Raw genomic sequence first — 19787 nt, 5'->3', positions numbered from 1 at the left:
CCACTCACATGTCTCGGCAGACGGTCGGCAGCGGTACCGGGTGGGAAGCCCACGTCGGTTACTCCCGGGCGGTCGCGGTCGACGGACAGGTCCACGTCGCCGGCACGACGCCGGTCGACGACGATGGAGAGGTGATCGGCGACGGCCCGTACGAACAGACGAAGGCCGCACTGGATATCGTCGAAGGCGCGCTCGGAGAAGCGGGGGCGGAGATCGCGGACGTGGTCCGAACGCGGATGTACGTCACCGACATCGACGACTACGAGGCCGTTGGCCGCGCCCACGGCGAGGTGTTCGACGAGGTGCGCCCGGCCGCGACGATGGTCGAGGTGAGCCGCCTCGTCGACGAGGACTTCTGCGTCGAAGTCGAGGCGACGGCGGTCGTCCCGGACTGAGGAATCTTTTTGCGCGGCCCGACCCGAGAGCCGCCATGGTCTCGGAGATCTTCGACCCCGACCGCTGGGAGTCGGTCGACGCGTTCGACTTCCGCGATATCACCTATCACCGCGGGACCGACACCCCCGCCGTCCGAATCGCCTTCGACCGTCCGGAGAAGCGCAACGCGTTCCGCCCGGGCACCGTCGACGAACTCTCGACCGCGCTCGACCACGCCAAGCGTCAATCGGACGTCGGCTGCGTCCTGCTGACCGGCAACGGCCCGTCGCCGAAAGACGGCGGCTGGGCCTTCTGCTCGGGCGGCGACCAGTCCGTCCGCGGCGACGACGGCTACGAGTACCGCGACGACGACGCCGACCGCGAGGACGCCGCCGAGGCCGGGCGCCTCCACATCCTCGAGGTCCAGCGCCAGATCCGCCACATCCCCAAGCCCGTCGTCGCCGTCGTCCCCGGCTGGGCCGTCGGCGGCGGCCACTCGCTGCACGTGATCTGCGACCTCACTCTCGCCAGCGAGGACCACGCCAAGTTCCTCCAGACCGACCCCGACGTGGCGAGCTTCGACGCCGGCTTCGGGTCGGCCTACCTCGCCCGCCAGGTCGGCCAGAAGAAGGCCCGCGAGATCTTCTTCCTCGGCAAGACCTACGACGCCGACGAGGCCGCGGACATGGGCATGGTCAACGAGGCCGTCCCGCACGAGGAACTGGAGGCCACCGCCATAGAGTGGGCCGACCGCATCACGAGCAAGTCGCCGATGGCCATCCGCATGCTGAAGTACGGCTTCAACGCCGCCGACGACGGCATGGTCGGCCAGCAGGTCTTCGCCGGCGAGGCCACCCGGCTGGGCTACATGACCGACGAGGCCAAGGAAGGCCGCGACGCCTTCAACGAGGGCCGCGACCCCGAGTTCGACGACTACGACTGGTTTTATTAGGCCCACTTTCTGCGAAAAGACCGACTGTCTCGGTCGCCTCGTTCACGGCTCGCTACGCTCGCCGTTCACAACGAGGTGCTCCCTCCGGTCACACCTCGCTTCGCTCCCTCGCGTCCGGTGTTCACGCTGGTGCCACCGCGACCGCGCCATCGTCCGGCCATCACCTGTGTTTAAGCGATACCGTCCGAATCGGCGGACGATAGATGCCCTCCCCGCTCGATCCGAAACGCTCTCCCACACTCGTCGGCTTCGCGCCGATACTCCTCGGCAATCTGGTGCCGCTCGTCGGCGTCCTCCGGTTCGGCTGGGACCCGGCGACGCTGGTCGTGATCTACGCGCTCGAAGCCGTGCTCTCCTTTCCGATCGCCGCGGCGAAGGCGCTGTTCGCCCAGCGGCCGCCGGAGACCGACCGCGACGACGGCGGGACGATCAGCGTCTCGAACGCGAACCTGACCGGGAAACGGGGGAGCGTGACGGTCGCCGGGTGGCTCCCGCCGCTGCACCTCCGGACCGTCCCCTTCGCCGTCACCGTGCTGGGCGTCTCGATGAGTTTCACCGGCATCCTCGGGCTCGTGCTGTACGAGACCGTCGACGTGCTGGGCGTTCTCGGGGAACCGATGGTCCTGACGGGCGTCGCTTCGCTGGTCGTCGGCCAGGCCGTCGACACCTGGCGGGACTACCTCCGGGGCGGTCGATACGAAACCGTCTCGCCGTACACGGTCGTCGAGACGCCGGCGCGACAGACGTTCTTCCTGATAGCCGTGTTGATCGCCGTCCCGCGACCCGAGGACGGCGGGGCCCCCGTCGCACCGGTCCTCGCGGCGTTCGTGCTTGCGAAACTCCTCGTCGAGTGGTCGGCGTTCCGTGCCACGCACGGCAGCGACGGCCGGATCGCCGGTTGGCTCTCGGGCCCGGACGCGTCCGCAGACGAGCCCGAACCGCCCCGGGTCCCGGCGGGCGAGCCCGACGACCGGGTCTCGGTCGACCGGCGCTCCGCCGGGTACGCCGCGGTCGGGCACGCCGTCCTCGAATCCGGGCCGCTCTACGCCAGGGTGTTTTCGATCCTCTGGTTCTTCGCGCTCGTGTTCCTGAGCGGCGACACCGCCTCGACCGCGACCATCGTCGCGGCGACGGTCGTCGGCGCGGGGCTGTTGCTGGTCGCGCTCGCGGTGAAGGCGACGAGCCACTACCTACGATACGGACCGCTGGAGTACCGCCGGTACGGCGACCGCGTCGTCGCCCACGACCGCTGGCTGGGCGAACCGCAGTGGGCCGCCTCGGTCGACGCGTTCCGGGACGTAGCAGTCGTCGGCGACCGGGTCTCGGACCGACTGCTCGGGACGCGGACGGTCGCCGCCACGACCGGCTGGGACGAGGAGGACCGACGGCTCCTCGGGCCATTCACGGACCCGAGCGGTGCCGCCGAGCGCCTGGGTCTGTCGATCGGGACGACGGAACTGTCGTCGGTCGACCGGCGGGTCGCGGGCGCCGCGGTCGGCTCGCTGGTCGCGCTGGTCGCCGTCGCGGTCGCGCTGGTCGCGGGGCCGTGGGAGTCGTCGACCTCGCTGCTGTACGCCGTCTTCTTCCTCCCGGTCGGACTGGCCGTCCCCAGAGCGCTGTGGCGTCGGGCGTATCCGGAACGGTCCGAGCCGAGTTCCTCTCGCGGCCAGCGTAGGTGACTTCGTCCTCGCATCGCCGAGGGTCGACGCGCGACACCGCCGGGTCAGAGTCACTGCGACTATGCCGATCCGGTGCCGACCGGCTGGTGTGGACCGAGGACCGACCCAGCAGCCGGAACTGCGCGCGAGGCTCCGCGAGGCCCTCACAGCGGACCGCCGGACGTTCCGCGAGACCGTCGCCCGGCTGGCCGGCGAGCACGGCTTCGACACGGATCGCCTGGACACCGACCCCGAGACGTTCGACGCGCCAGCCGCCGTCGGGCACCTCGACGCGCCGGATAGAGAGCCGGTCTGGCGCGCGTGGACGCTGGCGGAGGCACCGCTCGGCGTCGTCGTCGCGGGCGCCGCCTACCACGACAACCCGATCCGGTACGCCAACCGGGCGACGCGGCGGCTCACCGGGTACTCGCTGGCGGAGCTGTGCGGCGAGAACCTGCGACGACTGCAGGGGCCCGAGACCGACGACGCGTCCGTCGGCGCCCTCCGGAACGCGCTGCGCAACTGGAACGGCGTCACGGTCGAGCTGTGCAACTACCGGGCCGACGGCACGCCCTTCCGGAACCGCCTGACGCTCGTCCCGAGGCCGGGCGACGACGGGACGGTCGCACACTGGTTCGGCCTCCAGGCCGCCGTGCCGGTGGACTGACTGCGGAGAGCGTCCGCCCGCAGAGCCGACCGGGGATGCGAACTTTGACACTCGGCGGGACCCGACCTGCGGGTATGTCGACCGCAGACGCGCAGGTATCGAAACGGCGAGCGTGGCTGATGGCCGCTCGGCCCCAGACGCTGCCCGCGGGGTCGGCGCCGGTGGTGGTCGGTGCCGGTCTGGCGGCCCACGCCGGCGTGTTCGCCCCGCTTCCCTGGCTGGCGGCGCTCGTCGGCGCACTGCTCATCCAGGTCGGGACCAACTTCGCCAACGACTACTACGACGCCGTCAACGGCGCCGACACCGACGACCGCGAGGGGTTCACCCGCGTCACCGCCGGCGGGCTCATCCCGCCCGCCCAGGTCAAGTGGGCGATGGTCGCCACCTACGCGCTGGCCGTCGTCGTCGGCGCCTACCTCGTCGCCATCGGCGGCGTCCCCATCCTTCTGGTCGGGCTCTCCTCGATCGCCGCCGGCGTGCTCTACACCGGCGGTCCCTACCCCTACGGCTACCGCGGGCTCGGCGATCTCTTCGTGTTCGTCTACTTCGGCGTCGTCGCCGTGACGGGCACCTACTACGTCCAGGCGGTCACCGCGGCCGGCGTCGGACTCTTTCCCACGGGACTCCCCGCCGAAACTCTGTCGCTCGCGGCCGTCGTCGCGAGCCTCCCCGCCGCGGGCCTCTCGACGGCTATCCTCGTCGTGAACAACGTCCGCGACCGGGAGACCGACGCCGCGACCGGCAAGCGGACGCTGGCGGTGATCCTCGGCTACCGCTGGAGCCGCGTCGAGTTCCTCGCGCTGGTCGGGATGGCCTACGTCGTCCCCGTGGTCTTCGCGCTCGACCCCGCCTACGGGCTGTGGGCGCTCGCGCCGCTGGCCTCGCTCCCGCTCGCGGGGGGCGTGACGACGACCGTCCTCGAACGCACCGAGGGCGAGGCGCTCAACCCGGCGCTCGAACGCGTCGGACAGACGCTGTTCGTCCACTCGATCCTGTTCGCTGCCGGCCTCGCCGCTCCCCAACTGCTATGAGCGGCGAGCACCCGACCCGCGAGGACGTCGACCCCTTCACGCTCCCGCTCGAATCGCCGCTGGGGACCGCCGCCGGCGAGGTCACCGAGCGCTCGGGCTACCTCGTCCGCTACGACCACCGCGGCGAGACGGGGCTCGGGGAGGCGACGCCGCTCCCCGGCTGGACGGAGTCGCTCGACGCCTGCGAGCGCGGCCTCGACCGCGCGCTCGACGCGGGGGCCGACGGCGCCCACAGCACGGGGCTGCTCGAACTCGACGCCGACGAGACGCCGGCGGCCCGCCACGGGTTCGCGACCGCGCTGCTCGACGCCGACGCGCGGGCCGACGACCGCCCGCTCTACCGCTGGTTCGACGACTCGCGAACGGTGGAGTCGGTGCCGGTCAACGCCACCGTCGGCGACGCCGACCCGGAGACCACCGTCGGCCACGCCAGTGGGGCCGTCGAGGAAGGGGTCGACTGCCTGAAGCTCAAGGTCGGTGCGCGCTCGGTCGACGAAGACGTCGAGCGCGTCCGCGCCGTCCGCCAGGCGGTCGGCGACGACGTGACGCTCCGTCTGGACGCCAACGGCGGCTGGTCCCGTGCCGAGGCCGAGCGAGCGCTCGAACGAGTCGAACCGCTCGGCGTGGCCTACGCCGAACAGCCGGTTCCGGCCGACGACCTCGCGGGACTCGCGGGGCTCCGCGGGAGCGGGGTCGATATCGCCATCGACGAGGGGCTCGTCGAACACTCCATGGCCGAGGTGTTCGACGCCGAGGCGGCCGACGTGGTCGTCCTGAAACCGATGGTACTGGGCGGCCCGGGTAACGCACGGACCCTCGCACTCCGGGCTCGCGACGAGGGGATGGAGCCGGTGGTGACCACCACCGTCGACGCGGTCGTCGCCCGGACGGCAGCGGTCCACGTCGCCGCGTCGATCCCCGACGTGGCTCCCTGCGGACTCGCGACGGCCGACATGCTCGCCGAGGACCTCGCCGACGACCCCGCGCCCGTGAAAGACGGACGGATCGCGGTTCCGCAGGACCCGGGGATCGGTGTCGAGATCACGGAGGACCGTCCGTGACGCTCCCGGGTCCGACCGAGTGGCCCGTCGACGACCCGATGGCGGACCAGTCCGTCGACAGCCTCGCACAGCGCGCCGCTTCGACGCCCGGGGCGACCGCCGTCGTCGACGCCGACACGGGGGCCGAGTGGACCTATACCGACCTCGACGAGCGGGCGTCCGCCCGCGCCACGGCCCTCGAAGCCGTCGCCGACACCGACCTCGACGGGAGTCGCGTCGGCCTGGTGCTCGGGACTCGGCCGGCCGTCGCGGACCTGTACTTCGCGGTCGGCCGACTCGGTGCGAGCGCGGTCGCGCTGAACGTCGAACTCCCCGCCGCGCGGCTCCGCTCGCAAGCAGCACGGGCCGATATCGACCTGCTCGTCGGCGAGCGGGCAACCGAGGACCTGGCGTCCGCGGTGGCTCCCGGAGGCGTGTCGGTCGCATCGGTCGACGACCCCGGGGTGGACGACGTGGCGCGACTCCCGCTCGACGACGGCGATCGCGACGGTCGTGGCGGTGTCGCCCCGTCGGAGCGCGCGCTCGATTCCGAGCGCGTCGTGATGTTCACCTCCGGGACCTCGGGCGATCCGAAGGGCGTCAGTCTCACACGTCGGAACCTCGTCGCGAGCGCTACCGCCTCGGCTCACCGGCTCGGCGTCGAACCGGACGACCGCTGGCTCGTCTGTCTCCCCACCTATCACATGGGCGGGCTCGCACCGATCGTCCGGTCGACGCTGTACGGCACGACGACCGTCGTCCAGCGCGAGTTCGACGCCGAGGCGACCGCACGCGTGCTCGACGAACGCGATATCACCGCCGTCTCGCTCGTCCCGACGATGCTCACCCGACTGCTCGACGCCGGCTGGCGGCCCGCCGACTCGCTGCGGTTCGTCCTCCTGGGCGGTGCGCCCGCTTCGCGCGAGCTGGTCGAGCGCTGTGCCGACCGCGGCGTCCCCGCCTGTCCGACCTACGGCACGACCGAAACCGCCTCGCAGGTCGCGACTGCGACCCCCGGGGAGGCCAGGGACAACCCGGGCACGGTCGGCAAGCCACTCCGTGGGACGACGGTCACGGTCCTGGGGAACGACGACTCACCCGCCGAGCCCGGTGAAACCGGCGAACTCGTCGTCTCGGGCCCGACGGTCACGCCGGGCTATCTCGACGCCGCTCACACGGCGTCGGCCGTCGACGATCGAGGCTTTCACACGGGTGATCTGGGGTACACCGACGACGCGGGGCGACTGTGGGTCGTCGGTCGCGTCGACGACACCGTCGTCACCGGCGGCGAGAACGTTCACACCGCGGGGGTCGCCGACGCGCTCCGCGATACCGACGGCGTGGTCGACGCGGCCGTCGTCGGCATCCCCGACGAAGAGTGGGGCCAGCGCGTCGCCGCGTTGGTCGTGCCTGCCGACGCCGCGGCGCTCTCCCCGGAGCGTGTCCGAGCGGCCGCCGGCGACGACCTCGCGGCGTTCGCCGTCCCGAAGACCGTCGCGTTCGCCACCGAGATACCGCGAACGCACTCCGGGACGATCGACCGCGAGGCCGTTCGGGAGCGACTGGTCGCGGCGCGGACCGACGAGTAACTGCCGTCCTCGTCCGGACGGCAGGCGTATTCTCCGCGGGTCGCGCCACGAGGTTTAATCCGCTCGGTCGCCTACCCCGAGTCGTGTGTACGCTCGTCTTCGCCTGGCAGGTGTTCCCCGACGCGCCGGTCGTCGCGGCGGCCAACCGCGACGAGGCGCTCGATAGACCGTCGACGCCGCCCGAAGTGATCGAAGAGTCACCCCGCGTCGTCGCCCCCCGCGACGAGGAAGCGGGCGGCACCTGGATCGGCTACAACGAGGCGGGTGTGTTCGTCGCGATCACCAATCGGTGGAACGGGCGTGACCCGGGCGGCGAGCGCTCGCGCGGGTTGCTCGTCCGGGACGCGCTCCGCCAGTCCTCGGCGGAGGCGGCCACACGCCTGGTCGAGCGGGAACTCGACGAGAACACCTACGACGGGTTCAACCTCGTCGTCGCGGACGCGAGCGCCGCGCTGTTCGTCGAGTGGGACGGCGACCGTCGCCGCGTTCGGAACTTCGACCCCGGCGTCCACGTCGTCGTCAACGTCGGCGCCGACGGCGACTACACTATCCCCGAGCGCCGCGCCGAGGCCGGGCGAGCCCAGGCCGAGAACGCCGGGAAAGTCGCGGCCGCTCTGGAGGTCGAGCCTGGCGAGCGGAGTACGGAATGGCTCGACCGCGCCGCCGACGTGGTCGCCGACCACGAGTACGGCGTCTGTATCCACCGCGACCGCTTCGGGACGCGCTCGTCGTCGCTGGTCGAGATCGGCCGTGAGGGATCGCGATACCGCTACGCCGACGGTCCCCCGTGCGAGACCGACTACCGCGACGTGGAGGGCCAGGTTTAAACCGGTCAGACACGGACCGTACCCGTATGGCCGCTGCCGAAGCCGACCTCAACGAGGACGAGCACGCGGGACTGGAACTCATCCGGGAGACGGGAGGCATCCACCAGAGCGACTTCTGGAAGGAGCTGGACGTGAGTTCCCGCAAGGGGAGCCGCATCGCCGACGCGCTGGCCGACCAGGACCTCATCCAGCGCGAGGAGACCGTCTACAACGGCCACAACACCTACTATCTGACGCCCGCCGCCCGCGACCTCGACTTCTCGCTGTTGATGGCCGGCGACCAGCTCTCCCCGTTCGTCGGCGACGACGAGGTCAACGCCCACAGCGACACCTTCTCGCAGTTCGTCATGAACCTCGCCTACGAGGAGTAGCGCGGCGACCGTCCCACTTCGCCGTTCTCGGGCCGCAGTAGCTATGCCTGGTACGAATCTCGGCCGCGAAGGCCCCGACTGGTGGCGTCACGACGAGACGGTCGTCCGCCCGTTCGGCTACGGCCACGACCGACCGATCGCTCGGCGAGTCTGCGAACGCGACCTGTTCGTCGGGAACGCGGCCGCCGCCGACCCCGACCGGCCCGACGACCACCGGACCGGCGCTCCCGCTCGCGGCGACAACGTCCTCTCGCTGACGGCCGAGCCGCGACCGGCGACGACCCATCACCGACCCCTCGTCGACGGCCCCGGCAACGAGTGGGCCGCGTTCGAAGCGGCCGCCGACACGGCGTGTCGACTCCTCGGGTCGAGACCGGGGTCTCTGCTCGTTCACTGTTCGCACGGCGTCTCGCGGAGCGCGGCAGTCGCCGCGGTCGCGCTCGCCGCCGCGGAGGACCGCTCGTTCCGGTCGGCGCTCTCCGACGTGCAGTCCGCGCGACCGCCGGCACAGCCGCACCCGGCGCTCCACGAGCAGGCCGTCTACTCCCTCGCAAAACGGTGACTGGGTCGGTCGGCGGGACGATTCGGGAGCGGCGAGTTCAGTCTTCGAGCGCGTCGGCGATGCGACCGAGTTCGCGGCGGGCGTCGTGGACCTCGTCGCGGAGTTTGCGGACCTCGCGGACGAGTTCCTCGTCGGCCTTCGAGGAGGACTCCTCCTCGCCGCGGCCGCCCGGGCCGCCCGGGCCGCCGCCCATGCCGGGCGGGCCGCCACCGCCGCCCATCATGCCGCCCATCATCTGCGCGAAGGGATTGCCGCCGCCACCGCCGCCCATGCCGGGCGGGCCGCCACCGCCGCCCATCATCTCTTCCATGCGCTCCTCGCGGCTCATGCCTTCGCCGTCGCCCTCGCCTTCTTCGGCGCGCTGCTGGCGGATCTCCTCGACCCGCTCGCGGAAGGACTGGGACTCGTCGTCGCTCTCGCCCTCGGCGTCTGCTCCGTCGGCCCCGTCGGCCGACTCCTCCGCGGGCGCGTCGTTCTCCTCTGAGGTATCGTCTGCCATGGTCGCGCTTGGCCGCGCCGTCCCAAAAGGGTTGTCGTACCGGGCGATATCCGGACTGGCGATCGGGCGGAGACGTTCCACGGTCTTCCGGCCTGCGGCATCGCTCTCGTGTCCGACACCACCGCCCGCCGCTCGGGCGTGCCGCCCGTGTGACGCCCGCGCCGACTGGCCTACCCGAACGCGCCGAGGCTGGACTGGAGGTTTCGGTCGCTCTCGCCCGGCCGCACGTCGTACCCGACGAGGTCGCGCATGTCGACGGCGTACGTGCTGCCGCCGTTGTCGAGTAACAGCACCCTACCCTGGACGCCCCTGACCGTCCCCGAAGCGACCGTTTCGGTCACCGGCCGGTCGACGAGGTCGAGACCGTAGTCGAAGTCGTAGGTCTCGATCGGGTCGAACTCGGCGAGCAGGGTGTCCCAGGCAGCCTCGTCGACCCGCTCGTGGAGGCCGCGGACCTTCGTCGGGACGCGCACGCGGTCGCCGACGTCGGTCGCGATCTCGGCCTCGATCTGCCGGGCGACGCGGCCGTCGGCGACCGTCCGGAGGTGCGCGGCGCGGTCGGCGCCCTGCTCGCGCAGGCGGGTGTCGAGCCGCCAGGAGCGCGTGACGCCGACTTTGAACGTCGCGGGCGCGAAGGCGGCGAGGTAGATGGCGTGTTCCTCGCGGCAGGCGTCGACGGGCATCGAGCACTCCCCCGTGCATCGCGCGCAGGGCCACCGGGAGGTGTGGTCGTCGCAGTAGGGCGCGCCATCGCGGGGACAGGGTATGTGCGAGCCGTCGTCGAGCACGCCGGCGCAGTGGCGTTCCTCGAGGGCGTAGGTGATCTCGGCATGAGGGTCGAGCGCCACCGCCGAGACGGAGCCGTCGTCGGCGATCAGCAGCGCTGGCGGTCCGTCGGTACCGCTCTCGTACCCCACTATCTGCACGGCCGCGGCTTGGCGACCCCCGGATATAGTCGTGGCGCTCCGCTGGGGACGCTACTGCAGGTCGCACGACTGCGACGGCGCGCTCGGCCGCCCTCGTGGGAAACCTGTAGGCCGGGCGAACGGTGGGTCGGGTTTAACTGTCGGGGCGTCGTCGGTTCGCCGTAGCATGGCCGACCTGCAATTCACCAGTCCGGCGTTCGCGGACGGCACGGCGATCCCCGAGCGTTACGGCTACACCGAGGACAACGTCAACCCGCCTTTGGAGATCTCGGGGGCGCCCTCGAACACGGAATCGTTCCTGATCGTCGTCGACGACCCCGACGCGCGCGAGCCCGCGGGGAAGATCTGGGACCACTGGGTCGTCTGGAACGTCGACGCCGACACCGAGTCGATCCCCGAGGACTGGGACCTCGAGGGCGACGGCGCCGTCGCCGGCGAGAACGACTACGGGGAGACCGGCTGGGGCGGCCCGAACCCGCCGGACCGCGAGCACACCTACCGGTTCCTCCTCTACGCGCTCGACGACCGCCTGAATCTCGGCCGGGACGCCACCAAGGACGACGCCTACGACGCCGCCGAGGGCTGCCTCGTCGGCAAGGCACAGCTCGAAGGCACCTACGCGCCCTGAACCCGACGCGTCGCGACGCTTCTGGAGCCGCCGGTCAGCCGTCGAGCAGTTGACGGGTCGCGCGTCGGACGGCGTCGTCGGACGACCCCTCGGGCTCCCAGCCCAGCGCCGAGAGCTTCTCGATGGAGAGGCGCATCCGCGGCACGTCGCCGACCCACCCGCGGTCGCCGCCCGTGTACTCGTAGGCCGGATCGAGGCCCATCTCGTCGCTGACGATATCGGCGATGGTCGTCACCGAGGTCGTCGTGCGCGTGCCCAGATTGTAGACGTTGAAGTCACCGTCAGACGAAGTCCGACGAGCCTCCGAGGTGCCCTCGGAGACGTCCCCGGCGTGTTCGACGACGTGACACATGGCATCGACACAGTCGTCGACGTGCATGTACGACTTCTCCTGGCGGCCGTCGCCGAGGATCGTCAGCGAGTCGGGGTCGTCCTCCAGTTTGTCGACGAAGTCGGGGATGACCGCACCCAGCTGAAGCCGCGGGCCGACGATGTTGGCGAACCGGTAGACCCACGCGGTGAAGTCGTGGCTGTTGGCGTACACCGACAGCAGACTCTCCTCGCCGAGTTTGGAGGCGCCGTAGATGCTGATGGGCTCCAGCGGCGCGTAGTCCTCGGGGGTGGGCCGCGGGGCCTCGCCGTACACCGTCGACGAAGAGGTAAAGGCGATCTTGTCGACACCGACCTCGTCCATCCGGTCGAGGACGGTCTCGGTGAGTTCGTTGTTGAAGCGGTACTGGTCGATGTCGTCGGCGGCGGCGTTCTTGTTCGCGGCGAAGTGGAAGACGCCGTCTACCTCTTCGGTGATCGCTTCGGCGGCCACCTCGGGGTCGGTCAAGTCGCCCTCGACCACTTCGACGCCGTCGGGCAGCCACGCGCGCTCGCCGTTCGAAAAGTCGTCGACCGCGACCACCTCGTTGTCTGCGACCAGTCGCTCACAGAGGTGCGAACCCACGAAGCCCGCGCCGCCAGTGACGACCAGTCGCTTGCCAGAGAGTTCCATGGGCGAACGTCGTCTAGCGCCGACATGTGTGTTGCGGTCGATCGGAGCGAGTCGGCGTCCGGGAACCCGACCGGACGTCCGGCTGCGACGCCGAACGTGTCACCGACAACGGTAAACGCGACAGGGGCCACAGACGACGTATGAACGACGAGACACGGGGATCGAGCAGACGCGCGTTTCTCGCGGGGACTGGCGCGCTCGCCGGGAGCGCGCTCGCGGGATGTAACGGACTCGTCTCCGGGCCGGGAAGCGAAGGGACGCCGACCGCTCGTGACGTGTCGCTGCCGACGCCGTACAAGGGACCCGAGGACGCTTCGGTCACCGTCGGCGTCTACAAGGACTTCGCCTGTCCGGCCTGCCGGCAGTTCGACCAGCAGATCGCGCCGCAGGTCGAGCGCGAATACGTCGACCCGGGAGTCGTCCGACTCGAACACTACGACTTCCCGCTGGACATGCACGAACCCGACTCGTACACGGCGGCCAACGCCGCGCGGGCCGTCCAGCACGCGGCCGACGACGCGGCCTTCTTCGCGTACGCCGACCTGCTGTTCGACAACCAGGCCGATCTGGGGCCGTCGACGTACGCCGACCTCGCAGGGGACGTCGACGTGGACGGCGAGCGCGTCCGGTCCGACGCCGAGGGTCGGACCTATCGCTCGGTCGTGGAGGCCGACAAACAGCAGGGAATCGACGCGGGCGTGCGCGGCACGCCGTGGGTGTTCGTGAACGGGTCGGCCCTCGACGGATTCGGCTGGGAGACCGTCCGGTCGGCGATCGAGAACGCGCGTTCCGAGGGCTGGGGGCGCGAGCGAGGCGCGGGGGAGGGGAGCGCCGATCCGGTCGCTCGGTCGGAAGGCTCCTAAACGGGGCTCGCGTAGCCGTCGCGCATGAACGACGAACCCGAGGTCGCCGTCCTCCGGCTGGGTCACCGGCCGGGTCGCGACGACCGGATGACGACCCACGTCGGACTCACGGCGCGGGCGCTGGGTGCCGACCGCGTCGTCTTCGGCCCGAAGGCGTCCGGCTCGGCCGACACGGTGCGGGACATCACCGACCGCTTCGGCGGCCCCTTCGAGGTCGAGGTCACCGACGCGCCGAAGGCGACCATCTCCGACTGGACCGGCCCGGTCGTCCACCTCACGATGTACGGGCTGCCGATCCAGAACGTGCAGGACGACCTGCGCGAGTCGCTGGCGGCGGACGAGCCGGTCCTGTTCGTCGTCGGTGCCGAGAAGGTGTCGTTCGACGTGTACGAGCGCGCCGACTACAACGTCGCCGTGACGAACCAGCCCCACTCGGAGGTGGCGTCGCTCGCGGTGACGCTCGACCGGATGTTCGACGGGGCCGAACTCGACCGCGAGTGGGTCGGCGCCGACCGCGAAGTGATCCCGAAAGAGACCGGCAAGCGCGTCGTGGAACCGGGCGGCGCCGACCGCCACGGAGACGCCGGATCGGCCGACGAGGCCGAGTGAAGCCGGCGCGCGCCGCGAATTCGGGGCAGACGCCGGGACGCGACGGTTCCGTCCATCCGGTGCTTTTAAACGCCTCACGGACTGAGACGGACGTAATGGCTTTTGACGAACTTCTGGAGGACCCCGTTATACAGAAGTACTTACACGAGCTGGTCGGCCCGAAAGGGATGCCGGTGGCGGCGGCACCGCCGGACGGCGAAGTGACCGACGAGGAGCTCGCCGAGGACCTCGGCCTGGAGCTCAACGACGTTCGCCGTGCGCTGTTCATCCTCTACGAGAACGACCTGGCGAGCTACCGCCGGCTTCGCGACGAGGACTCGGGGTGGCTCACGTACCTCTGGACCTTCGAGTACGAGAAGATCCCCGAGCAACTTGAGTCGGAGATGTACCGGCTGCTCGAAGCTCTGGAGGAGCGGGAGGGCTACGAGAAGGACAACGAGTTCTACCTGTGTGAGCACTGCGGCATCCGCTTCGAGTTCGGCGAAGCCATGGAGTTCGGCTTCGAGTGCCCGGACTGTGGCAACCCCGTCGAGGCGATGGAGAACACTCGCCTGGTCGACGCGATGGAGACGCGGATCGCACAACTGCGCGACGAACTCAACGTCGAGCACGGCGAGGCCTGATGGTCGTACTCGCAACCAAGCTGTACGTCGAGGGCGACGCCCGGTCGCGAGCGACCGACTCGCTGCGCTCGCAGGTAAACAACGTCGTCGGCGACCTCGACGTGGCGTTTACCCTCGAGATCCGCGACGACGACTTCCCCGAGGTCGCCCTCGACGGCGAGGACGCGACGGTCGCGGCCAACGCCCTCGCCGAGGAGTGGGGCGAGGTCACGCCCGAAATCGACCCGGGCGCGGAACACGTCGGGACGCTCGAGTCGTGGGACGACGAGGGGTTCGTCCTCGACGCCGGCTTCGGCCGTGACGTGCGCATTCCCGCCGGCGAGATCGGGCTCGGACAGGGGACGCCAGAGCAGATCCGGACGCGGTTCGGCCTCGTCCAGCACCTGCCGATGCGGTTCGTCGCGGCCGACCCCGACGAGGACGAACCCGCACGACTGGCCGACGCCGAGCGCGACCGCCTCTACGACTGGACGCGCGGGGCGGGGCGGGTCAACGTCAACTCGGCGACGCGGGCCGAGGCGCGGGCGACGGTCAACCGTGCGGGCCACGCCCAGGACATCGTGACCGTCGAGCGGCTCGGTCTGCTCGAACAGAGCATCGTCTGTACCGAAGACACCGACCCGCCGGGGCTGCTGGCGAGCATCGGCCAGTACATGCCGGCGGAGCTGCTCTGTGTCGTGCCATGAGGCGGCGATCGGTCCTCGCGCTCGGCCTGTTGGCAGTGCTCGTCGCGCTCGGGGGCTGTGCGTCGCCGTTCGGCGGCGGCGGCCCCGACGAGGCGCAGCTGAATCAGAACGCGACCTACGACTGGGACACCAACGCGACGACGACCTACGACGTTGGCCGCGGGAACTTCACGGGGATACTCGGCGTCGAGAACGAGTCGTACGTCGAGCTGTACCAGCGGAGCGAACTCGGCACCGACGAGCCGCTGGACGTGGCCTCGCTCCGATTCCGCTACCCCGACAACGGGACGGTCACCGCGCCGGCCAACCGGTCGAACTTCTACGTCAACGCGACGAACTCGCGGCTGAACGTGACGCTCCCCGAGGCAGGGGGCCAGGTGGCGTTCACGGCGAACCGGCCCAACGCCAAGCGGTTCGCGGTCCCGACGTTCCTCGAGTCGGCCCACTCGGTCGAGGTCGTCCTTCCGCCGCAGGCTCGCGTCGGCGTGCCGCTGCTCTCGAAGGTCTCGCCGGGTGGCTACACCACAAGCTCCCCCGACGAGTCGAACCGGATGACCGTCCGCTGGAACTCGGTCGAACGCGGCCCGATAGTGACCCGGTACTACCTCGCGCGGGACCTGCTGCTGTTCGGCGGCATCGGTGGGGTCCTCGCGCTGGTCGGTATCGGCGGCGCGCTGTACTACCTGCGGCAGATCCGCGTGCTGGAGCGTCGGCGCGAAGAGATCGGTCTCGACGTGGAGACCGAGACCGACGAGTTCGACGACGACGACCCACCGCCGGGGATGCGGTAGTCGCGACCGGTGCGGGACGGGAGTAGGCGCCGCGGGGTGCAGCGGCGACAGGAGTCGCCACGCCCGCGACCGTTCTGACCGGAAGCAGGCGACCTTTTACGCGTCGGGTGCCAACGGCGGGTATGCGCGTTGCTATCGTCACGGTCGGCGACGAGTTGCTCGTCGGCGACACGGTGAACACGAACGCCGCCTGGCTGGGGGAACGACTGACCGAGCGCGGCGTCGACGTGGAGCGAGTCGTCACGCTCCCGGACCGCGTGGCCGACATCGCCCGCGTCGTCAACGAGTACCGGGCCGCCTACGACGCCGTCCTCGTGACCGGCGGGCTCGGGCCGACCCACGACGACCTGACGATGGACGGCGTCGCCGCCGCCTTCGGCCGCGAGGTCGTCGAGAGCGAGGAGGCGCTGGACTGGCTCGCCGAGGAAGGCGGCTACGCGGCCGACGACCTCGCCGAGGGAACCGCGGACATCCCTCGGGGCGCTCGTCTGCTGAAGAACCTCGAGGGCGTCGCCCCCGGTTGCGTCGTCGGGAGCGTCTACGTCCTGCCGGGCGTGCCCGCGGAGATGAAAGCCATGTTCGAGACGATCGCGGACGAGTTCGCCGGCGAGATCGAACACGTCACCTCGGTCGTCGCCGACGAACCGGAGAGCGCGTTGCTGGACCGGATCGACGAGCTGCGCGACCGGTTCGACGTGGCCGTCGGGAGCTACCCTGGCGACTCGGTGCGAGTGAAGATACGGGGCGGTGACCAGGAAGTCGAGACGGCCGCCGCGTGGCTACGCGATCGGGTCGAACTGGCCGATATCGAGACGGAGAGCGACGAGTAACGCGGCGCTACCGATAGAGGATCTTCCACCACAGCGCGGTCAACAGCAGTCCGCCCAATAGCAAAACGAACCCCGCGACGTTGATGAGCCCGCCCTGCACGGCCTCGGCGCTCTCCTGCAGCGGCATGTACATATCGGAGCGTTTCGCGTGACGCGATGTAAAACCGCCCGGTTTCCGCCGCGCTCGTCCCGGTCCGGCCGGAGTCGACGCAGGGACCGGTCGTCGGGCTCGCGCCGACTCCGCCGGGAGTCGGGCAGCCGGCTCGGGAGTCGGGTCGCTTTTGGCCGGCCGCGCCGAATCACCTGTGATGCGACGGATCGGCGTGGTCGTCAACCCGATCGCCGGCATGGGCGGGCGAGTGGGACTGAAGGGCACCGACGGGAAAGTCGAGGAGGCCCGCGAACGCGGGGCGGAGCCGCGGGCACCCGAACGAGCGCGCGCGGCGCTGGACGCGCTGGCCGGGACGGGTGCGAGCGTCGAGCTACTCGCTTTCGACGGGCCGATGGGTGCGGACGCCGCGCGTGCGGTGGGATTCGACCCCCTCGTCGTCGGAGCGCCCTCGGGGAGCGAGGGCGAGGGCGGGGAGACGACGGCGGCGGACACCCGCGCGGCGGTCCACGCGTTCGTCGAGCGCGACGCGGATCTGATACTGTTCGTCGGGGGCGACGGGACCGCCGTCGACGTGGCCGAGGCGGTAACCGAGTGCGACAGCGAGATCCCGATCCTGGGGGTGCCGGCGGGGGTGAAGATCTACTCGTCGGTGTTCGCGGTACGGCCCCGAGAAGCGGGGATCGTCGCCGCGTCGTTCGAGGACGTGGAGACCGGCGAGGTCAACGACGTGGACGAGGACGCCTACCGAGCCCAGGAGGTGTCGACCGAGCTGCGAGCGATCGCGAAGACGCCCGTCGCCGAACAGCGCCAGGCGAGCAAGCAGACCGGCGGCGGCTCCGTCGCGACGCTCGCCGAAGGGGTCGCCGAAGAGGTCCGACCAGGGACGACCTACGTCCTCGGCCCTGGCGGAACCGTCGGCGCGATCAAGGCCGAACTCGGGTTCGAAGGGACGCCGCTGGGCGTCGACGTGTGGCGGGCGGACGCCGGAAACGGACGGGCCAGCGGTGCGGTGCCGACGGGCAAAGTGGTCGTCCGCGACGGGGGCGCTGCCGACATCGAGGCGGCCCTGGGCGAGCGAAACGTGGTCGTCGTCTCCCCGATCGGTGGACAGGGATTCGTCTTCGGTCGCGGCAACCAGCAGATCTCTCCCGAGGTGATCCGCCGATCGACGATCGAGATCGTCGCGACCCGCGCGAAACTCGACGGACTGGACGCCCTCCGCGTCGACACGGGTGACCCCGACCTCGACGAGTCACTGCGGGGCTGGCACCGCGTCAGGGTCGGCCGCTACGAGCGACGGCTCGTCGACATCGAGTGACCGCACCCCACCTGCTCGCCCGTCTTCTACCTGCGTGACCCTCCCCAGATTCCTAGTATGGTAACCGTTCAGATCGGTCGTTGCGATTTTCGGACGATCGTCCACTATGCGTAATATTATTTGACAGAGAATTATACGGTGTATGAATACGTTTAAGGTCGATTGAGAATAAGAAAGGGTATGGAAACGCGGAAAGTCCAGCGGTTGGGTCCGTCGACGCTGGCGATGACCCTCCCTGCGAAGTGGGCCAAGGAGCACAACGTCGAGAAGGGTGACGAGGTATCGCTGCGGATGGGCGGCAAGGGGACGCTGACGGTGATGCCCGAGTCCGTCCAGGGCGAGGAGTCCGAGGCGGTCATCCACGCCGAGGACCTCAACGCAGACGCGCTCGAACGGGCGATCCTCTCGCAGTACGTCCTCGGGCGGCGCATCATCCACGTCGACGCCGGCGAGAGCGGGACCCTGGAGAGTTCCCACATCAACGCCGTCTACAACGCCGAGACCCAGCTGATGGGACTTGGCGTCGTCGAGGAGACCCCCGAGCGGATCGCCATTCGTTGCTCTGTCGACCCGGAGGACTTCACGCTCGACAACCTCCTCGAACGACTGGAGAGCACGGGCTCGACGATGCGAAACGAGGCGATCAAGGCGCTCGCCCACGGCAACCCCGACCTCGCCCAGCGGGCCCTGAACCGGGAACGGCAGGCCAACAAGATCTTCGTCCTGCTGCTGCGCCTGATATTCACTTCCTACCAGAACCCCAACCTCGCGCGGGCGGTGGGGCTGAACGACGGGTTCCCGCTCATCGGCTACCGTTCGATCGCGAAGAACCTCGAACTGACCGCGGACAACGCCGAAGACATCGCCGAGATCGCCCTGGAGACCGAGGGCCACTCGCTGAACGTCGACTCCTCGACGATGCGTCGCATCCGCGAGTTCACCGACCAGGTCAACGAGATCACCGAACTCGCGGTCGAGGCGGCCGTCGAGCGCGACTACGACATCGCCATCGAGGTCCGCGAGATGTTCGCCGAGATCGGCGACCGCGAGGCCGAGATCCTGGACGACCTCGACGAGATGTCCAACGACGACGTCCTGCGGGTCCGCGAGGTGCTCGTGAGCCTCCAGCAGACCGCTCAGTATGCCGTCCGTAACGCCGAGATCGCGACGAACCTCGCGCTCAGCGAGGAGTCCGAACACACGACTATCCAGTCCGACTCGACGCAGGACTGAGTCGGCGGTCGCGACGCCAACTCCGGGCGTCGTCCCGGCTCTGGCGTGCTCGCAGGCGCCCCGGCACTACCGACTCGCCGTTGCTCGGACCTCGAATGAATTAAGTGGTGAGTCACGGAACGAGAGGACATGAGCGAGGCAACCGCGGGCTCGGACATGGGTATCGGGCTGGGACTGGCGTTCGGCGTGCTCGCGGTGGCGGGCGCGGTCGGAATGTTGGTCGCCTACAGCAATCAGATCGTCGCGGGCTGGAGCTTCGCCCTGGCGATCGTCGGTGGGATCTGCGCGGTCGCCGCGATCCACCTCTACGACGGCGCGAACGCGTAAGGAATTCTTAAGGGCGCTCGCGCCCTAGTCGAGGGTATGAGCGAACTCGGCGAGGAGGACAGGGAAATTCTGGATTATCTACGCGACAGCGTTTCGCGCGGGCAGAGTTACTTCAGAGCGAAGAACATCGCCGAGCAGATCGGGCTCTCATCGAAGCAGGTCGGCGCGCGCCTGCCCAAACTCGACGAGGAGTCAGACGACGTCGACATCGAGAAGTGGGGTCGCGCGCGCTCGACGACCTGGCGTGTCACGCTCAGCTAACGGGCT

Annotated in this window: 25 protein-coding genes; 21 read left to right on the top strand and 4 right to left on the bottom strand. The window is 70.1% G+C overall.

From position 1 onward, the window contains the following. The first annotated feature begins 8 nt into the window (after positions 1–8). From I7X12_RS19855 to I7X12_RS19810, 10 genes are all read left to right on the top strand, one after another. Positions 9–395 (top strand): RidA family protein, encoded by a 387-nt coding sequence (locus I7X12_RS19855; protein WP_198061735.1) that lies wholly within the window; start codon positions 9–11, stop codon positions 393–395. A gap of 35 nt (positions 396–430) precedes the next feature. Beyond that, positions 431–1327 (top strand): 1,4-dihydroxy-2-naphthoyl-CoA synthase, encoded by an 897-nt coding sequence (locus tag I7X12_RS19850; protein ID WP_198061734.1) that lies wholly within the window; start codon positions 431–433, stop codon positions 1325–1327. A 203-nt stretch (positions 1328–1530) separates the two neighbouring features. Continuing rightward, positions 1531–3006: a DUF6498-containing protein gene (locus I7X12_RS19845; RefSeq protein WP_198061733.1), complete on the top strand. Its 1476-nt coding sequence runs from the start codon at positions 1531–1533 to the stop codon at positions 3004–3006. A gap of 88 nt (positions 3007–3094) precedes the next feature. Then, on the top strand, positions 3095–3652 hold the full coding sequence (locus tag I7X12_RS19840; protein WP_198061732.1) for a PAS domain-containing protein: 558 nt from the start codon (positions 3095–3097) through the stop codon (positions 3650–3652). 74 nt (positions 3653–3726) lie between these two features. After that, the gene (locus I7X12_RS19835; RefSeq protein WP_198061731.1) at positions 3727–4683 is read left to right on the top strand and encodes a 1,4-dihydroxy-2-naphthoate polyprenyltransferase; all 957 of its coding nucleotides are present in this window, start codon (positions 3727–3729) and stop codon (positions 4681–4683) included. After that, a complete protein-coding gene (locus I7X12_RS19830; protein ID WP_198061730.1) occupies positions 4680–5744 on the top strand; it encodes a mandelate racemase/muconate lactonizing enzyme family protein in 1065 nt (354 codons plus the stop codon). Before I7X12_RS19835 ends, I7X12_RS19830 begins: the two co-directional genes overlap by 4 nt. 38 nt (positions 5745–5782) lie before the next feature. Beyond that, positions 5783–7312, top strand: a complete 1530-nt coding sequence (locus tag I7X12_RS19825; protein WP_198063933.1) for a class I adenylate-forming enzyme family protein — start codon at positions 5783–5785, stop codon at positions 7310–7312. Positions 7313–7395: 83 nt separating this feature from the next. Continuing rightward, the gene (locus tag I7X12_RS19820) at positions 7396–8139 is read left to right on the top strand and encodes an NRDE family protein (protein ID WP_198061729.1); all 744 of its coding nucleotides are present in this window, start codon (positions 7396–7398) and stop codon (positions 8137–8139) included. Between the two features lie 26 nt (positions 8140–8165). Continuing rightward, on the top strand, positions 8166–8510 hold the full coding sequence (locus I7X12_RS19815; protein WP_198061728.1) for a helix-turn-helix transcriptional regulator: 345 nt from the start codon (positions 8166–8168) through the stop codon (positions 8508–8510). Positions 8511–8553: 43 nt separating this feature from the next. Continuing rightward, positions 8554–9072, top strand: coding sequence for a protein-tyrosine phosphatase family protein (locus tag I7X12_RS19810; RefSeq protein ID WP_198061727.1), 519 nt, complete (start codon positions 8554–8556; stop codon positions 9070–9072). Positions 9073–9109: 37 nt separating this feature from the next. Here the strand turns inward: I7X12_RS19810 and I7X12_RS19805 are convergent, their stop codons facing one another. Beyond that, the gene (locus tag I7X12_RS19805; RefSeq protein WP_198061726.1) at positions 9110–9571 is read right to left on the bottom strand and encodes a hypothetical protein; all 462 of its coding nucleotides are present in this window, start codon (positions 9569–9571) and stop codon (positions 9110–9112) included. Between the two features lie 170 nt (positions 9572–9741). Next, positions 9742–10497, bottom strand: a complete 756-nt coding sequence (locus I7X12_RS19800; protein ID WP_198061725.1) for a DUF2797 domain-containing protein — start codon at positions 10495–10497, stop codon at positions 9742–9744. 166 nt (positions 10498–10663) lie between these two features. Here I7X12_RS19800 and I7X12_RS19795 point away from each other — a divergent pair, with 166 nt between their 5' ends. After that, positions 10664–11125 carry a YbhB/YbcL family Raf kinase inhibitor-like protein gene (locus I7X12_RS19795; RefSeq protein ID WP_198061724.1) on the top strand — a complete coding sequence of 154 codons (462 nt, stop codon included), beginning with the start codon at positions 10664–10666 and terminating at the stop codon, positions 11123–11125. 34 nt (positions 11126–11159) lie between these two features. Here the strand turns inward: I7X12_RS19795 and I7X12_RS19790 are convergent, their stop codons facing one another. Further along, positions 11160–12128 (bottom strand): NAD-dependent epimerase/dehydratase family protein, encoded by a 969-nt coding sequence (locus I7X12_RS19790; RefSeq protein ID WP_198061723.1) that lies wholly within the window; start codon positions 12126–12128, stop codon positions 11160–11162. 140 nt (positions 12129–12268) lie between these two features. On the opposite strand from I7X12_RS19790, the gene I7X12_RS19785 reads away from it, so the two are divergent. From I7X12_RS19785 to I7X12_RS19760, 6 genes are all read left to right on the top strand, one after another. Further along, positions 12269–12991 carry a DsbA family protein gene (locus I7X12_RS19785; protein WP_198061722.1) on the top strand — a complete coding sequence of 241 codons (723 nt, stop codon included), beginning with the start codon at positions 12269–12271 and terminating at the stop codon, positions 12989–12991. 24 nt (positions 12992–13015) lie between these two features. Next, positions 13016–13600 (top strand): tRNA (cytidine(56)-2'-O)-methyltransferase, encoded by a 585-nt coding sequence (locus I7X12_RS19780; protein ID WP_198061721.1) that lies wholly within the window; start codon positions 13016–13018, stop codon positions 13598–13600. A gap of 95 nt (positions 13601–13695) precedes the next feature. After that, entirely contained in the window at positions 13696–14223 is a 528-nt protein-coding gene (locus tag I7X12_RS19775) for a transcription factor (RefSeq protein WP_198061720.1), read from the top strand. Beyond that, on the top strand, positions 14223–14909 hold the full coding sequence (locus I7X12_RS19770) for a DUF2110 family protein (RefSeq protein ID WP_198061719.1): 687 nt from the start codon (positions 14223–14225) through the stop codon (positions 14907–14909). Before I7X12_RS19775 ends, I7X12_RS19770 begins: the two co-directional genes overlap by 1 nt. Beyond that, positions 14906–15700 carry a DUF5803 family protein gene (locus I7X12_RS19765; protein WP_198061718.1) on the top strand — a complete coding sequence of 265 codons (795 nt, stop codon included), beginning with the start codon at positions 14906–14908 and terminating at the stop codon, positions 15698–15700. The genes I7X12_RS19770 and I7X12_RS19765 overlap by 4 nt, the downstream gene beginning before the upstream one ends. Before the next feature lie 122 nt (positions 15701–15822). Then, a complete protein-coding gene (locus I7X12_RS19760; protein WP_198061717.1) occupies positions 15823–16530 on the top strand; it encodes a competence/damage-inducible protein A in 708 nt (235 codons plus the stop codon). A gap of 7 nt (positions 16531–16537) precedes the next feature. On the opposite strand, the gene I7X12_RS20760 is transcribed toward I7X12_RS19760, so the two are convergent. Next, positions 16538–16663, bottom strand: a complete 126-nt coding sequence (locus I7X12_RS20760) for a hypothetical protein (protein WP_269750338.1) — start codon at positions 16661–16663, stop codon at positions 16538–16540. A 175-nt stretch (positions 16664–16838) separates the two neighbouring features. Here I7X12_RS20760 and I7X12_RS19755 point away from each other — a divergent pair, with 175 nt between their 5' ends. From I7X12_RS19755 to I7X12_RS19740, 4 genes are all read left to right on the top strand, one after another. Then, positions 16839–17960: an ATP-NAD kinase family protein gene (locus tag I7X12_RS19755; RefSeq protein WP_198061716.1), complete on the top strand. Its 1122-nt coding sequence runs from the start codon at positions 16839–16841 to the stop codon at positions 17958–17960. Between the two features lie 180 nt (positions 17961–18140). Next, entirely contained in the window at positions 18141–19193 is a 1053-nt protein-coding gene (locus I7X12_RS19750) for a phosphate uptake regulator PhoU (protein ID WP_198061715.1), read from the top strand. Positions 19194–19322: 129 nt separating this feature from the next. After that, a complete protein-coding gene (locus tag I7X12_RS19745) occupies positions 19323–19520 on the top strand; it encodes a DUF7525 family protein (protein WP_198061714.1) in 198 nt (65 codons plus the stop codon). Between the two features lie 36 nt (positions 19521–19556). Then, positions 19557–19781, top strand: a complete 225-nt coding sequence (locus tag I7X12_RS19740; protein ID WP_179908609.1) for a DUF7123 family protein — start codon at positions 19557–19559, stop codon at positions 19779–19781. The last annotated feature ends 6 nt before the right edge of the window (positions 19782–19787 follow it).

The organism is Halosimplex litoreum, from assembly GCF_016065055.1.
Classification (GTDB): domain Archaea; phylum Halobacteriota; class Halobacteria; order Halobacteriales; family Haloarculaceae; genus Halosimplex; species Halosimplex litoreum.
Note: the sequence above shows the minus strand (reverse complement) of the source record. Positions and strands in the feature narration are given on the sequence as shown.

Coding starts and splice junctions, on each gene's coding strand:
- I7X12_RS19855 (WP_198061735.1), top strand. CDS start 9: ATGTCTCGGCAGACGGTCGGCAGCGGTACCGGGTGGGAAGCCCACGTC.
- I7X12_RS19850 (WP_198061734.1), top strand. CDS start 431: ATGGTCTCGGAGATCTTCGACCCCGACCGCTGGGAGTCGGTCGACGCG.
- I7X12_RS19845 (WP_198061733.1), top strand. CDS start 1,531: ATGCCCTCCCCGCTCGATCCGAAACGCTCTCCCACACTCGTCGGCTTC.
- I7X12_RS19835 (WP_198061731.1), top strand. CDS start 3,727: ATGTCGACCGCAGACGCGCAGGTATCGAAACGGCGAGCGTGGCTGATG.
- I7X12_RS19830 (WP_198061730.1), top strand. CDS start 4,680: ATGAGCGGCGAGCACCCGACCCGCGAGGACGTCGACCCCTTCACGCTC.
- I7X12_RS19825 (WP_198063933.1), top strand. CDS start 5,783: ATGGCGGACCAGTCCGTCGACAGCCTCGCACAGCGCGCCGCTTCGACG.
- I7X12_RS19815 (WP_198061728.1), top strand. CDS start 8,166: ATGGCCGCTGCCGAAGCCGACCTCAACGAGGACGAGCACGCGGGACTG.
- I7X12_RS19810 (WP_198061727.1), top strand. CDS start 8,554: ATGCCTGGTACGAATCTCGGCCGCGAAGGCCCCGACTGGTGGCGTCAC.
- I7X12_RS19805 (WP_198061726.1), bottom strand. CDS start 9,571: ATGGCAGACGATACCTCAGAGGAGAACGACGCGCCCGCGGAGGAGTCG.
- I7X12_RS19795 (WP_198061724.1), top strand. CDS start 10,664: ATGGCCGACCTGCAATTCACCAGTCCGGCGTTCGCGGACGGCACGGCG.
- I7X12_RS19790 (WP_198061723.1), bottom strand. CDS start 12,128: ATGGAACTCTCTGGCAAGCGACTGGTCGTCACTGGCGGCGCGGGCTTC.
- I7X12_RS19785 (WP_198061722.1), top strand. CDS start 12,269: ATGAACGACGAGACACGGGGATCGAGCAGACGCGCGTTTCTCGCGGGG.
- I7X12_RS19780 (WP_198061721.1), top strand. CDS start 13,016: ATGAACGACGAACCCGAGGTCGCCGTCCTCCGGCTGGGTCACCGGCCG.
- I7X12_RS19775 (WP_198061720.1), top strand. CDS start 13,696: ATGGCTTTTGACGAACTTCTGGAGGACCCCGTTATACAGAAGTACTTA.
- I7X12_RS19770 (WP_198061719.1), top strand. CDS start 14,223: ATGGTCGTACTCGCAACCAAGCTGTACGTCGAGGGCGACGCCCGGTCG.
- I7X12_RS19765 (WP_198061718.1), top strand. CDS start 14,906: ATGAGGCGGCGATCGGTCCTCGCGCTCGGCCTGTTGGCAGTGCTCGTC.
- I7X12_RS19760 (WP_198061717.1), top strand. CDS start 15,823: ATGCGCGTTGCTATCGTCACGGTCGGCGACGAGTTGCTCGTCGGCGAC.
- I7X12_RS20760 (WP_269750338.1), bottom strand. CDS start 16,663: ATGTACATGCCGCTGCAGGAGAGCGCCGAGGCCGTGCAGGGCGGGCTC.
- I7X12_RS19755 (WP_198061716.1), top strand. CDS start 16,839: ATGCGACGGATCGGCGTGGTCGTCAACCCGATCGCCGGCATGGGCGGG.
- I7X12_RS19750 (WP_198061715.1), top strand. CDS start 18,141: ATGGAAACGCGGAAAGTCCAGCGGTTGGGTCCGTCGACGCTGGCGATG.
- I7X12_RS19745 (WP_198061714.1), top strand. CDS start 19,323: ATGAGCGAGGCAACCGCGGGCTCGGACATGGGTATCGGGCTGGGACTG.
- I7X12_RS19740 (WP_179908609.1), top strand. CDS start 19,557: ATGAGCGAACTCGGCGAGGAGGACAGGGAAATTCTGGATTATCTACGC.